Below are 13,877 nucleotides of genomic sequence, written 5' to 3' on the forward strand. Positions count from 1 at the left end.
TACCGCCTCCCTTTTGTGAAAATGTCATTCTTGAAAAGGTACAGGTGACAGATGCAGCGCCGTGCTATCGATAAGGCGCGTCCATGCCGACAGAGCAGTAGAGACATTTGTTCTTGCAATATGAAGTTGTCTATAAAGTGTAGCATAAACTCTATCATCTAGCGACAACAAAAAAGTAATACGATTAGCAATATTTACAGGTAAATGGCGCATTTCACAAAAAATTTAAATAATTTTAAGGTTTGATGTGATATAGAATAACAGAGATTTATGATTATATGGAAAAAACACGGAGACTTCCGCTTCGTTCACGAAACCGAAGTCAGAATAATTGACATTTGGGGCCGGAGTATGAATTAGCTCATTTGTTCTTCCGGACCGGGATAATACAATGTTGCCATACCTCATGATATAACGTTTGGATAGCGATAGCGGCGAAAGGAGGCGGGATCATGATATACATTTCCGATGAGTCCATCGACAAGATGATCGGAGAGGATATTCCTTACCTGGATTTGACCACATGGGCTCTTGGCATCGGCGATTACAAAGGGAGGATTGAGTATTACTCCAGGGAAAAAGCGGTTCTATGCGGAACGGAGGAGGTGCTGCGCATCTTCGCCAAGCTGGGCGTTTCGCCGGTCTTCAGCCTTCCCTCGGGAACGGAAGTCGGACCGGGAGAGGTGTTCCTGTCGGCCGAAGGCACGGCGGGCGCGCTTCAGATGGCCTGGAAGGTGACGCAGAACCTGCTCGAATGCAGCTCGGGCATTGCGACGAAGACAAGGCGCGTGGTCGATAGCGTGAGGGCCGTTAATCCGGAAGTATCGGTGGCCTCAACCCGCAAGAGCTTCCCCGGTACGAAGGCGCTGAGCGTAAAGGCCATTCTGTGCGGAGGCGCTTCGCCCCATCGGCTCGGGCTGTCGGAGACCGTGCTCGTATTCAAGGAGCATGCTGCGTTCTGCGGCGGTCCGGAGGCGCTGCTGGACCGGATTCCCGGCATCAAGGCGAAGGTTCCGGAGAAGAAATTGGTCGTCGAGACCGATTCCGTGGAATACGCTCTGGCCTTATGCCGGGCGGGGGCGGACTGCCTGCAGTTCGACAAGCTGCCGCCGGAGGAGCTGCTTGCAGCCAGCGCCAGGCTGCGGGAGATCAACCCCGGGATCGTCCTGCTGGCGGCGGGCGGCATCGACGAACACAATGCGCCAAGCTATGCGGCTTCCGGCGTCGATGTGCTGGTGACGACGGCGCTGTTCTTCGCGAAGCCGCTCGATATGAGCGTGCGTCTGCTGCCGGCGGAGTAGGGTCTTGGGCATTACCCGGCATGCACGGATTTCAAGGCCGGGCGAACCGGCCGGGCCTGATGGGTGCTATGGCCTGCACTACACATCATTAAGGGTTCAGCCCTTAACTCATAAGAGCGATATGACAAGAAGAGCGTTAGGGGAAACCCTAGCGCGCTTTTTTTGGACAAGATATGGAAGAAAGAGTGTACATAATTAAAATATGTAAAGGAAATTATTGACAACCTAAAACTCGGCATAATATAATCCGAAACGAGTCTGCAGACTTATTATTGATTATAAAAAAGGCCGAGTGGGAGTGGTAGAGGTGCAGAGAGGAATGTTAGTTGCCGAGGGTTTGGAGGGAGTCGCCGCCTTTGAAACGGGATTGTCCTGTATCGACGGTGACGAAGGCCGGATTATGTACCGGGAATATCCGGCGGAGGAACTACAGCATAACCGGAATTTTGAAGAAGTGGCCTACTTGCTCTGGTACGGTAAATGGCCCGCTGCCGATAAGCTGGAGGAGTTCCAGCGCATTCTCGCGGCGCGCCGGTTTCTTCCGCGGCATGTCAAGCTGACGCTGGATCAGCTTCCGGAAGAGGTTGACATGATGAGTGTACTGCAGACCGCCGTCTCTGCGCTGAAGGACTGCGAGAGCGTCTGGCCTCCGTCATGGGAGCAGGCCTCCGGAATTGTCTCCAAAATCCCGGCCATCATTGCCTACCGCAGAGCCCGGCTGGAGGGCCGGGAAGCTGTCGAGCCAAGGCTGGACTTGAACCATACTGCCAATTACCTCTATATGTTGCTCGGGGAAGTACCGACAGACAGTCAGCGGCAAATGCTGGAGACTTATCTGGTGCTTACCCAGGAGCTGGGCTCCAACCCGTCCACCTTCACGGCCAGAGTAGTCGCATCGACCCGATCCGACCTGATCTCCTCCGCTTCGGCGGCGATCGGAGCCTTGAAGGGAACGCTGCATGGCGGCGCGCCCGCCGAAGTTCTGGAGATGCTCCGCGAGATCGGAAGCCCTGATCGTGCGGAGGAATGGATTCGCAGGGCACTGGAATCCGACCGCCGCATCATGGGCTTCGGACATCGCATCTTCAAGAGCCGTGACCCCCGTTCGGAAATGCTGAAGGAGCTGGCTCTCCGTCATGCGCCGGAGCATCCGCTGCTGAAGCTGGCGGTGTCGGTAGAAGAGACAGCGCATCGCCTTCTGGAGGAGTATAAGCCGGACCGGCAGCTTGTTACCAATGTCGATTATTACGCTTCCGTGGTGCTTCACATCGTCGGGCTTGACGAATCGTTGTTTACCCCGACCTTTGCAGTCAGCCGCTGTGTCGGCTGGTGCGCCCATATTATGGAGCAGGCGGTGCACAACCGGCTCATCTATCCGCAGGCCATATACAGGAGCGAACTCCACAAGCAAAGACCGGCTGCATGGTTCGGTCATGCGCTTGCCGGGAACGCAGGCGAGGTCCTTGCGCCGGAGGTGGTGTTATGATGCAGGAGCAGCTCGTCCCCGTCAGCGGGCAGTCCATTGAGCGGGCGGTGTCGGTGCTTAAGGCGGGCGGCCTGGTGATCGGCCCGTCCCGGTCCAACTATAACATTATGTGCGATCCCAGAAATGGGCAGGCCGTCGAGCGCGTGTTCGAAGTGAAGAAGCGGACCAAGTTCGGTCCGCTGACTGTATCGATCTCCTCGCTTGAGGGTCTTGACGGCCTGGTAACCCTTCCTGACACGCTCGACCCAGGCGTTCTGCAGGAAGTATGGCCGAGCGAGCTCACTCTGATCTTCTACAAGAACTATCCTTTTCCCGAACGGCTAACCTGCGGTGCGCCAACGGTGGGACTGACCTGGCAGGGAGAATCCGCTATGCAGACGCTGACCGAGGCTTATGGACATCCGCTTGCCGTAACGTCAGCCAATCTGTCGGGAATGGGAACGGGTCTTGTTGATCTGGAGCAGGCGCTGGCGCATATGAGCGGCAAGGTCGACCTCATTCTGCAGGGGCCTTCTGCCAGCCCGGATAAGAGGGCGGGAACGGAGATTGAAGGCAATACGATCATTGATTTGTCGTTTCAGCCGCCGGTGCTTGTGCGGCAGGGGCTGGTTCCGCTGGAGCGCATCCGCGGCCACTTCCCCGGCCTGATCGAAGATCCGTCCGTGTATCCGGAGCTGCTTCGGGCGCGCAGCGCCGCCTCCGGCCCCCGGGGAGCAGGCGCTCATGAGTAATGTAGCTCTTTTCTATGTATACCGAATTGTCTCGCGCTGTTACTTCCATCTGCCGATTCTGTTTATTTTCTTCTACAGGCAGGACTTGTCTCTGCCAGAAATCGAGCTGATGCTCGCAGCCTATGGTCTGGTCGTCATGCTGACCGCGAAATGGAACGTGAGGGCCATGCGCAGGATGGCGCAGCCGAAGGTCATCGCCATTGGCGAGTGTCTGAAAGGCCTGGGGCTTGTGCTGCTGATCGTCGCTCCGCATCCCGCCGTTCTTCTGGCGGGACAGATCGTCTGCGGGCTCGGGTACAGCCTGGCGGCCGGCACGGATTCCAGCCTGCTGCGGTCGCTCTTCGAGGAAGGGGATCAGGAGAAGTACCGCAGAACCGAATCCTCGTCGGCGAGCTTCATGTTCCTGTCCGTTCTACTGGCGGGGATTCTGGGAAGCGTCCTGATGGAGAACGGTCTGCGGATTCCCTTTTATCTGTCGATCGCAGCCAATGTAGTATCGGCCGCCGTAATTCTCGGCATTCGGGAAGCCGGGCCGGCAGGGAGCCGGCCTGCGACGCCCGCGGGAGCATCGAAGGCAGCGAAGCCGCAGGCGGGGGACAAGGCGGCTCGTCCTGCTCTGGAGTTAACAAGCGGGCAGCGCTTCTGGAAGAGATATTACGCGCTTGTCCGGGCCTTTACGCTGGCTCCTTTTGTGGGTTTTATTCCGTTTCTGCTGAACCGGACGCTGCACATCGGCATGCTGCAGTTCGGACTTGTGCTCAGTTTGTTCACCCTGCTCGGCTTCGTCTCGGCCCGCTACGCCGTCCGCGTCGGGGCCGCCATCGGCGAGAACCGGCTCGTGATACTTACGACGGTGCTGTCGCTGTCGTCCATGCTTCTGCTCGCCCTTTCGCCGCATATCGCCAGCGCGGCGCTGGCCGTAGCGATTATGGGGCTCGCCTCGGGAGGGGCAAGGCCGCTGGCTGTCGGGCAGCTCAGCGGCCCGGGAATGAAACCGACTGAACGCACGGCTGTGCTGTCTTCCATGGAGCGGATGTACGGCTTCTGGAACGCCTTCCTGCTCGTCGCGGGCGGGTTCGCGCTGGATGAGTTCGGTTTCCGCGTCCTGATGCTCGGCTTGGCAGCCGGCTTCCTGCTCGTCTCTGCGGTGTCCTATCTGATGCGCCGCACCGGTTCTTCTGCTCCGCACTCCGTGTCCGGAGAACTGCCATCTTAATTTCCAAAAGGAGAGATCACGATGAATATCCGTTATCTGGGGCATTCCTGCTTTCTGGTCAGCCATGAATCCTATTCTGTCATTATCGACCCGTTCCTGTCGGGCAATCCGCTCGCGGCTGCGAAGCCGGAGGACATTACGGTTGATGCTGTTCTGGTTACTCACGGCCATATGGACCATATGATGGATGCCGCCGCAATCGCGCTCCGCTGCGGCTGTCCTGTTATTGCGAATTATGAAGTTTGTCTTCATCTGTCAGAGCAGGGGGTGGCGACGGAAGCTATGCATATCGGGGGCTTCCGTTCGTTCCCCTGGGGCACGGTTAAGCTTACCCAAGCCTTTCACGGATCGGGCATCGAGCTTGAGGGAGGCGGGGTGAAGGAAGGCGGCATGCCGGCCGGAATCGTGCTTACGATGGGCGGCTTCACCTTCTACCATGCCGGTGATACCGCACTGTTCGGTGACATGAAGCTGATCGGCGAGCTGAACAGGCTCGATGCGGCGGCGCTGCCGATCGGCGATGTGTTCACAATGGGGCCGGACGACTCCCTCATTGCGGCATCATGGCTGCAGGCGGGGGCATATATCCCGATGCATTATAATACCTTTCCGCCGATTATCCAGGACGCAGCCGCCTGGCTGAAGCGCTTGGAGAGCCAGGGACGGAAAGGAGCGGTCCTTGCGCCCGGAGAGTCATGCAGACTGGGTGCGGGAGGACTCACCACTTTGAGCGGAAGCGCCACGGCTGAATAGCATAGAACTGCAACAAGCCGGCCGGCGGAGCGATCCGCCGGCTTTGGTGCGCCCTCGGACAGGCGGACGTCATCTATCAACCGGAAGCCGATGGCCGCATCGGAGGACTTACGGGTTGGCCGCCTGCATGGTAGTGGTTTTCTTTACCCCTGTTCATCGGGTATACTGGTTGAAAATGCTTGTTGTATTTCGGAGGTTGTCCATGCTGTCCATCGAGAAGCAGATCGTCTATCTGATCTCCTGTGCCGAAGTGATCGAAGCGCAGGAACTGGTCCGGCTGTATGAAGCGGACGGCCGGTCCGGACAGTACATCCGCAATGTGCTGGCCCGGCTGAAGAAGATGGGGTACATTGAATCCGCAGAGCGTTCGCGCTACCGCATCACCGAAGTTGGCAAGTCGTTTGTCCGTTCATTTAACCGGAAGCCGCAGCTGCCTGCGGCCGAATGGGATCATAAATGGCAGATCGTCATGTTCGAATTTCCGGACGGTCTGCGAAGGCAGCGCCAGATGCTGGTCAATCATCTGCGCGACCTTGGCTTCGGACGTCTGTATGATAGCGTCTACATTTCTCCCTGGGACCACTCGGATAATCTGGCGCAGTACGCGGCCGAGAAGCGTCTGGCCTCCTGTCTGTCGGTCGCGTCGGGCTGCGCAGTCCCCGGCCTGGATACTCCCGGCAGAGCGGGCGAAATCTGGCCGATCGGGGACATTCACCGTATCTATGAAGAGAAGGAAGCCTGGTTCCGCCAGGAGTTTCTGCCCAAGGCGGATAATATGCCTGCCGATGACCGCGGGGCGTTCCTGCTGTTTCTGGAGATCGGCAATGTCATCAGCGAAATCGGTCTCATCGATCCTGTCCTGCCCGCATGCCTGCTCCCTGCTTCCTGGAAGGGGAATGATCTGCTGAGTGAGATGTTCGCCGCCATGCGCCGGGTCGGAGAGGCGATTCAAGACGATTCGGTTTACCGTAAATATGTGAACGTATAAGGGGAAAAGTCGGCCGATTTGCCCGGCTCCCCCTTTAATAGATATAATGACAGGAGTATAATATGTAGGACTGCGTTTAATTTTTGGTAATCATATCAGTTGAAAGAGAGCGATACTTATGGGCCGCAAGTGGAACAATATTAAAGAGAAGAAAGCGTCTAAGGACGCCAACACAAGTCGTATATATGCAAGATTCGGCCGTGAGATTTATGTGGTGGCCAAGCAGGGAGAGCCGGACCCGGAATCGAACCGTGCGCTGAAGGTTGTGCTGGAACGCGCGAAGACCTATAACGTGCCGAAGGCGATTATCGACCGCGCGCTGGAGAAGGCGAAGGGCAATTCCGACGAGATTTACGACGAGCTTCGCTATGAGGGCTTCGGCCCGAACGGCTCGATGATCATCGTTGATGCGCTGACGAATAACGTCAACCGCACCGCCTCTGAAGTCCGCGCCGCGTTCAGCAAGAACGGCGGCAGCCTTGGCGTCAGCGGTTCGGTCTCCTATATGTTCGATTCCACGGCCGTTATCGGCCTCGTTGGCAAGAGCGCCGACGAAGTGCTGGAAATTCTCATGGAAGGAGACGTCGACGCGCGCGACATCCTTGAAGAGGATGAAGCCGTCATCGTCTATGCCGCGCCGGAGCAGTTCCATGCTGTGCAGGAAGCGCTGAAGAATGCGGGCGTCACCGAATTTACGGTGGCCGAGCTGACGATGCTTCCGCAGAACTATGTGACGCTGCCGGAAGATACCGTAGCCCAGTTCGAGAAGCTGATCGATGTGTTGGAGGACCTGGAAGACGTGCAGCAGGTGTATCATAACGTCGATTTCGAAGACTAAACAGCCGGCCGTTCAGCGTCTTTTGGACGCGGCGGAACAGGGGACTAGCACATACTTAAGAACCGTTCGGGAATACCGGACGGTTCTTTTTTTAACAGCAATATTTAGCCGATGGCTCCAGACCCTCTTACTTTCATGCCGTTATGCCCTCCGCTTGTGCTACTTGTGATCCGCCGAGCGCCACCAGGCCCAGGTCGCTGCCAGGCCAGCCGCACCGGCTATAACGGGAATCATGTAATTCACCGCATTTAGCGGGAACTCCGAGGTGCTGCTTCCGGCTAGCTGAAGAGCCGGTATGGACCAGGGCAGATAAGCTCCCAGTGGCGTCGGGCCCGCAATCAAAGCGACCATAAGAGTAGTGAAAGCGAACCCGATCGGCACCAGATAACCTCGTGTTGCGCTTGCGATGAAGGCGACAGGACCACACAGCAGCACATGCAGACAGACTGCGATTATCAGCTGGATCAAATAATGCTTCACCTCGACCGTCGAGAAGCCTTGCATGCCCGCGATGAATCCGGTCATTATAGCGAAGCCGAAAGTAATCAGGGCAAGAATGAAGCAGCAGGAAGCGGCAACTGCCGACTTGGCCATCACAATCGTCCCGCGCGGGACGGGAAGGGCCAGCAAATCTTTGAAGGTCCGATCACTGTATTCGCGTCCGAACGTCCAGCTCACGACCGCGCCAAAGCCGATGATCCCGAATACGCTGCTGAACATAAAGACAACATTTTGCAGATAGACCGTCCAATCACTCTCACCCGCGCGAACAACGGTCACGAACAGAAAGAATGCCAGAATACCAATGAAGACATAGGAACGATATAATTTGGTGTTTTCCACGCGGATTGCCGCAAGCCAAGACATCATGCCTCCCATGCTCCTTTCGCACCGACTGTTTTTAGAAAATAGGACTCCAGCTCTTCTTCCTCCACTTTGAGCATGGATACCGGATGGCCTGAGTCGGCCAGCAGCTTCGATACAGCTTCCGGATGACGTACCGCTGGCTCGTCACATACCTCCAGCCATCCACTCTCACCGATTCGTGCACGATAACCGTTCTCCTTGAGTGTGGACAGGGCAGAGGCCGTTTGATCGCATACCCCGATATACAGCCGTTTCTGGCGAATGTCCTCGAATTCCTCCGTTGTCAATTCCTGAAGGAGTGCGCCTTGATGAATAATGCCGATCCTTGAAGCCATCTTCGCAATTTCCTCCAGAATGTGGCTGGAGATGAAGACCGTAATCCCTTGCTGAGCGGCGAGATGGATAAGCAATTCCCGGATTTCGACAATACCCGCCGGATCAAGCGCGTTGGTCGGCTCATCCAGAATCAGGATATCCGGATCATGCATGAGAGCCTTGGCCAGCCCCAGCTTTTGCATGTTGCCCAAGGATAGATGCTTGGCTTTGATATCCGCCATGGGGCTCAGGCGAAGCTTCTCCATAACGGATTCGACGGCTCTGCGCTCCGGGATTCGGCGCATTCTTGCGAACAGCCGCAGGTTCTCCCTCACTGTAAAATCGGGGTACGCGGCAGGAGCCTCTACCATATAGCCAACCCGGTTCCAGAGCTGCTTTCCTCCCTCGGCGAGCCGCTGCCCGAACAGATACACCTCGCCGGATGTGGGCTTGATCATTCCGAGCAGGGAGCGGATTGTCGTTGTTTTACCAGCACCGTTCAATCCCAGGAATCCGTAGATTTCCCCTTGGCTAACCGATAATGAAACTTCGTCAACGACGGTTCTGTTTCCATAGCGTTTGGTCAGGCGCTCCGTCCGGATCATTTCCTTCATGCTGCAGCTCTCCCTTTCTTGTTGAATTCAAGGATTTAACTTACCGAACGATCGTTGAGTTAAATTCCTAAAAAAAACTACTTGGACCACAATTGGACATAAAAATCAGCGATTCGCTTCATTTCCGCCTGCGGCATGACACGTCCGTTTATCATTTCTTGAACGATAAGGACCACGACATGGGACAAAAATTGGGAGGCGGCCATTTCAAAATCCATAGGGCGCAGCTGCTTCCGGGAGGCAAGCTTCATCAAGCGGGCGGACATGGTACGGAACGGCTGTCTGGTGAGCGACTCCAGAGCCTCTTTTTGCTCATGATCCAGCAAGCTGCGTTCCCGGAACAGAATCTGGAAATACTGCTGGTCCTTCATCAGCCGTCCGGCAATCCCATCAATCAGGTCCAGAAGGATCCGATCAAGCGGCCCGCCATCATCAAACGCCTCGCCGAACAAGGCTACGAAGCTGGAAATTCTCTCTTCCTGGGCGCTTTGGAGAACGGATTTCAGGATTTCGAGCTTTCCTCCGGGGAAATAATGATAGGTCAAAGCTTCCGCCATGCCGATTTCTTTATTTAATTCACGCATGGAGGTCGCATGGTAGCCTTTCTCCGCGAACAAACGCTTGGCGATTTCAAGGATTTGCTGCTTTCGCTCGGCAGCTTGCATATCCCGGTTGGTCATTCTTTTGCTTCTTGGTTCAGACATAGCAAGCATCCTCACTTTCACTAAACGATCGTTGAGTAAATAATAGTGCTTCCCGAGGCCCAAGTCAAATCACATTTCCATGGGGTGAGCAAGCCGGAGAACGGGGGGCGCCAGTAACCCTGATTTCTGCTGATCCCAAAACAAGCCCCGCTGCGTCCCACTCCCAATTGTGAAACTCCCAATTGTGGAGGAACGCGGCGGGGCTTGTGTGCAGCAGGCGATATTCGCAGGTGCTGTTCACGTAGGCGGGCTGCCGCTTAAGCGCCTGTCCACTTCTCGCCGGTCAAATACTTTTCCGTGAGAACGGCGAGAAGCTGGATGCCGACTTCATTATGTCCGCCTTCCGGAATAATGAGATCGGCGTATTTTTTGGAGGGCTCGATGAACGCTTCATGCATCGGCTTGACTGTCGTCAAATACTGCTGGTGGATCGACTGGATCGTGCGGCCGCGTTCCTCGATATCCCGCAGCACTCTGCGGAGAATGCGGACATCGGGATCGGTGTCCACGAACACCTTAATGTCGAGATGCTGCCGCAGATTCTCGTCGGACAGCACATGCAGCCCCTCGATAATGATGATATGGTTAGGCCGGAGCAGGGTTGTTTCGGTGGTGGAGCGGGCGTGGACTGTGAAATCATAGACCGGCGCATGAGCGGCCTGTCCCGATTTGAGCTGCTTCAAATGCTCGATCAGCAGCTCATTGTCGAAGGCGAAGGGGTGATCGTAATTGATTGCTCCGCGTTCGGCCATACTGAGATGCGAATGATCCTTATAGTAATTATCCTGTGAGATGAACGTGACTTCTTCACCGGCCCCGAGCCGTTCGATTACCGACCGTGCGACCGTTGTCTTGCCGGACCCTGTTCCGCCGGCGATCCCAATAATAAGCATGGCGTATTAATAAACCTCCCTAAGACTTTCCCTTTGCCAATTTCAGTATTGTAGCACAGCGGCCCCGAATTTTCATCTATGAGGTTTACCGTCCCGCACCCTTAAGGCATGTTATATACTAGTAACATCGGCATGTGCGCGGATAAGCGCATAAATGCCATATCTGACGGAAGGATGATTCATTGTGAACGAAAAAGTAATCTTTTTAACAACCGATACAATGGGAACGGGTGACAGCCGGCTTGGCGAACAACTGCTTGAAACCTATTTCACCCTGCTGAAGCAGCAGGAATCGCTGCCGGCCGCCATTTTTTGCGTGAACCGGGGCGTGCTGGCGCTGACAGGCAAATCGATGGCTTCCCTGCATCTGAAGGAAATTCAGGAACGGGGCGTTCCCGTGCTGGCCTGCTCCACTTGCGTCAACTATTATGGCGTGGGCGATCAGCTCTATGCGGGTGAAGTGTCCAGCATGGGGCATTTTATCGAGCTGTCGGCGAAGTATGAAGTGGTGACCCTGTCATGACAAGCCCGAATCCGCTTCTGGAAGCGTTCAATCGGGCGGAGTATGCCCTGGGCGGTCACGGAAGACGGAACGTCCAGATGCTGAAGGATGCGCTGGATGCCTGGGATGGCGGACTGGACAGCGACGTATACGGCTCGGGAAAGCTGATTGAAGATTTCCAGAATAAAATGGCCGGTGTGCTCGGCAAGGAAGCGGCCGTGTTCTTCCCCAGCGGCACCATGGCGCAGCAGGTTGCACTGCGGATCTGGTGTGATCGCCAGGGCGTCAGGAAGGTTGCCTATCATCCGCTGTGCCATCTGGAAATTCATGAGCAGCGGGGACTTCACGAACTGCACGGCATTGAGCCGGTGCTGCTTGGCGGCAAAGACCGATTGATTACCCTGGATGATATCCAGGCGCTGAACGAGCCGATATCCTGCCTACTCATTGAGCTACCCCAGCGGGAAATCGGGGGCCAGCTGCCGGAATACGGAGAGCTTGAAGCGATTTTCGCTTACTGCCGCGAGAGAGGGATCGCTCTTCATCTCGACGGAGCAAGACTGTTCGAAGTGCTGCCCTATTACCGGAAGACCGCAGCCGAGGTCTGCGCCCTGTTCGACAGCGTCTATATATCCTTTTATAAGGGAATCGGCGGAATTGCCGGGGCGATTCTGGCGGGAGACACCGGGCTGACGGAGGAGTCGAAGATTTGGAAAAGAAGACATGGCGGCGATCTTATCAGCCTGTATCCTTATATTCTTTCGGCTGATTATTACTTCGAAGAGAGATTACCTAACATGGAAAGGTACTACGGGTATGCTCGGGAGCTCGCGGGTTTATTTCACAAATGCCGGGGTGTGAGCGCGCTTCCAAAGACTCCGGTCTCCAACATGTTTCATGTACATTTCAGTCTGCCGAAGCAGGCGATGGAGCCTCTCTTGATCGGGCTGTATGAGGAGACAGGCCTTGGTATTACGCATTATTTGCGGGAAACCGGCGAGAATTCCTGCTATTTCGAGGTCAGCATCGGCGACCGCTATGGAGGGATTCCGAAGGACAAATTGGAGGCGGCATTCTCCCTGCTGAACGACCGGCTGACCGCTGCATTGTGATAAAACACAATCATGGCAGGTAAAGTTTTGAGATTTCACCAAAAGGAAAAGCCGCAGGGTATGTTATCATTCTTCACATAAGATACATTCAACAGACAGGAGATGTGTAGAATGATCATCGGAGTACCCAAGGAAATCAAGAATAACGAGAATCGCGTAGCCATTACACCGGCAGGAGTCGTCAGCTTTGTCAAGGAAGGTCACAAGGTATTGGTCGAGCAGGGCGCAGGCCTTGGCAGCGGATTTACGGATGCGGAATATGCAGCTGCGGGAGCGGAACTGATTGCTGGAGCCGCCGATGTGTGGGCCAGTGCTGAGATGGTAATGAAGGTGAAGGAGCCGCTTGAGAGCGAATACGGCTACTTCCGCGCCGGTCTGGTCCTGTTCACGTACCTGCATCTGGCTCCGGAGCCTGCCCTGGCGGCTGCTCTGAAGGAGAAAGGCGTGTTCGCAATCGGCTACGAGACGGTTACCGAAGGCCGCACCCTGCCGCTGCTGACTCCGATGAGCGAAGTGGCCGGGCGCATGTCCGTACAGCTCGGAGCCCAGTTCCTGCAGAAGAACTACGGCGGACAGGGCATCCTGCTTGCCGGCGTTCCCGGTGTAAGCAGAGGCAAGGTCAGCATCATCGGCGGTGGCGTGGTCGGAACGAATGCGGCGAAGATGGCTATCGGTCTTGGAGCGGAAGTGACGATTGTTGACCTCAGCGCTGACAGACTCCGCCAGCTGGACGATATTTTCGGCGCACAGATCAACACGCTGATCTCGAACCCGTACAATATCGCCAAGGCGGTTGCCGAAGCCGATGTGCTCGTAGGCGCCGTATTGATCCCGGGAGCCAAAGCGCCGAAGCTGGTAACGGAAGAAATGGTCAAGACCATGAAACCGGGCTCCGTTATCGTCGACGTGGCAATCGACCAGGGCGGTATCGTCGAAACGATCGACCATGTCACCACACATGACAATCCGGTCTTCGAGAAGCATGGCGTACTGCATTACTCCGTAGCCAATATGCCGGGCGCCGTAGCCAAGACTTCGACCATTGCTCTGACGAATGTAACCGTTCCTTACGCGCTGCAAATCGCGGGCAAGGGTGCGCTGAAAGCCGTTCAGGAGAATGAAGGTCTGATGAACGGCGTTAACATTGCGAATGGCAAGATCACCTGCCAGGCCGTAGCCGAAGCGCTCGGCGAAGAATGCTTCACCGTCGTCCAAGCAATGTCCCAAGAGTTCACCCTGATTTAACACATATAGAGAACCCCAATATACAGAGAGAGTCCATGATGTCGGACGATTCCAATGAAGAGAAGGAATGTATGAAGAACGGCGGCCGTTATGCGGCGCTGTTCTTTTTTTCTGGGAAGAGATGGATTCATATTCGGAGCCCGGTCCCCGGTGAGTCTGCATTAACGGCCATCTCGGCCCTTCGCTATATAATGATGGCAGATTTTCTGCCATAACAGCCCTTCCGGTTATAGTCAGGCCGGGGCTCGCCGTACTATAATAGAAAAACCTGATACGTACTTAATAAGGTTTGGCATTCTCTGAAGGCTGGAG

The 13,877-nt window shown here is 55.7% G+C and carries 14 protein-coding genes; 10 read left to right on the forward strand and 4 right to left on the reverse strand.

Annotated features, from left to right (window positions below; translation table 11 throughout):
• Positions 1–452: 452 nt before the first annotated feature.
• The 7 genes from modD to KIH86_RS26685 all read left to right on the forward strand — a co-directional run bounded on the left by modD (position 453) and on the right by KIH86_RS26685 (position 7,313).
• Positions 453–1,301, forward strand: a complete 849-nt coding sequence (modD, locus tag KIH86_RS26655; protein ID WP_223084527.1) for a ModD protein — start codon at positions 453–455, stop codon at positions 1,299–1,301.
• A 319-nt stretch (positions 1,302–1,620) separates the two neighbouring features.
• Entirely contained in the window at positions 1,621–2,787 is a 1,167-nt protein-coding gene (locus tag KIH86_RS26660) for a citrate/2-methylcitrate synthase (RefSeq protein WP_223084526.1), read from the forward strand.
• Positions 2,784–3,518 carry an L-threonylcarbamoyladenylate synthase gene (locus KIH86_RS26665; RefSeq protein WP_223084525.1) on the forward strand — a complete coding sequence of 245 codons (735 nt, stop codon included), beginning with the start codon at positions 2,784–2,786 and terminating at the stop codon, positions 3,516–3,518. The genes KIH86_RS26660 and KIH86_RS26665 overlap by 4 nt, the downstream gene beginning before the upstream one ends.
• The gene (locus KIH86_RS26670) at positions 3,511–4,734 is read left to right on the forward strand and encodes an MFS transporter (RefSeq protein ID WP_223084524.1); all 1,224 of its coding nucleotides are present in this window, start codon (positions 3,511–3,513) and stop codon (positions 4,732–4,734) included. Before KIH86_RS26665 ends, KIH86_RS26670 begins: the two co-directional genes overlap by 8 nt.
• Before the next feature lie 21 nt (positions 4,735–4,755).
• Positions 4,756–5,487, forward strand: coding sequence for a metal-dependent hydrolase (locus KIH86_RS26675; RefSeq protein WP_223084523.1), 732 nt, complete (start codon positions 4,756–4,758; stop codon positions 5,485–5,487).
• 175 nt (positions 5,488–5,662) lie between these two features.
• On the forward strand, positions 5,663–6,475 hold the full coding sequence (locus KIH86_RS26680; RefSeq protein WP_223110760.1) for a PaaX family transcriptional regulator C-terminal domain-containing protein: 813 nt from the start codon (positions 5,663–5,665) through the stop codon (positions 6,473–6,475).
• Between the two features lie 118 nt (positions 6,476–6,593).
• Complete coding sequence (locus tag KIH86_RS26685) at positions 6,594–7,313, forward strand: YebC/PmpR family DNA-binding transcriptional regulator (protein ID WP_223084521.1); 720 nt, start codon at positions 6,594–6,596, stop codon at positions 7,311–7,313.
• Positions 7,314–7,472: 159 nt separating this feature from the next.
• Here KIH86_RS26685 and KIH86_RS26690 read toward each other — a convergent pair whose 3' ends face one another.
• The 4 genes from KIH86_RS26690 to udk form a co-directional block, all read right to left on the reverse strand.
• Positions 7,473–8,183 carry an ABC transporter permease gene (locus tag KIH86_RS26690; RefSeq protein WP_223084520.1) on the reverse strand — a complete coding sequence of 237 codons (711 nt, stop codon included), beginning with the start codon at positions 8,181–8,183 and terminating at the stop codon, positions 7,473–7,475.
• Entirely contained in the window at positions 8,180–9,109 is a 930-nt protein-coding gene (locus KIH86_RS26695; protein WP_223084519.1) for an ABC transporter ATP-binding protein, read from the reverse strand. Before KIH86_RS26695 ends, KIH86_RS26690 begins: the two co-directional genes overlap by 4 nt.
• Before the next feature lie 77 nt (positions 9,110–9,186).
• Positions 9,187–9,813 carry a TetR/AcrR family transcriptional regulator gene (locus tag KIH86_RS26700; RefSeq protein WP_223084518.1) on the reverse strand — a complete coding sequence of 209 codons (627 nt, stop codon included), beginning with the start codon at positions 9,811–9,813 and terminating at the stop codon, positions 9,187–9,189.
• A 257-nt stretch (positions 9,814–10,070) separates the two neighbouring features.
• Entirely contained in the window at positions 10,071–10,706 is a 636-nt protein-coding gene (gene udk / locus KIH86_RS26705) for a uridine kinase (protein WP_038693065.1), read from the reverse strand.
• A 184-nt stretch (positions 10,707–10,890) separates the two neighbouring features.
• Between udk and KIH86_RS26710 the strand changes: the two genes are divergently transcribed.
• From KIH86_RS26710 to ald, 3 genes are all read left to right on the forward strand, one after another.
• Positions 10,891–11,229 carry a DsrE family protein gene (locus KIH86_RS26710; protein ID WP_223084517.1) on the forward strand — a complete coding sequence of 113 codons (339 nt, stop codon included), beginning with the start codon at positions 10,891–10,893 and terminating at the stop codon, positions 11,227–11,229.
• Positions 11,226–12,320 carry a threonine aldolase family protein gene (locus KIH86_RS26715; RefSeq protein ID WP_223084516.1) on the forward strand — a complete coding sequence of 365 codons (1,095 nt, stop codon included), beginning with the start codon at positions 11,226–11,228 and terminating at the stop codon, positions 12,318–12,320. Before KIH86_RS26710 ends, KIH86_RS26715 begins: the two co-directional genes overlap by 4 nt.
• Positions 12,321–12,431: 111 nt before the next feature.
• Complete coding sequence (ald, locus tag KIH86_RS26720; protein ID WP_223084515.1) at positions 12,432–13,565, forward strand: alanine dehydrogenase; 1,134 nt, start codon at positions 12,432–12,434, stop codon at positions 13,563–13,565.
• Positions 13,566–13,877 lie beyond the last annotated feature (312 nt).

The sequence above is a fragment of the Paenibacillus sinensis genome, assembly GCF_019904155.1.
Lineage (GTDB): Bacteria > Bacillota > Bacilli > Paenibacillales > Paenibacillaceae > Paenibacillus_AQ > Paenibacillus_AQ sinensis.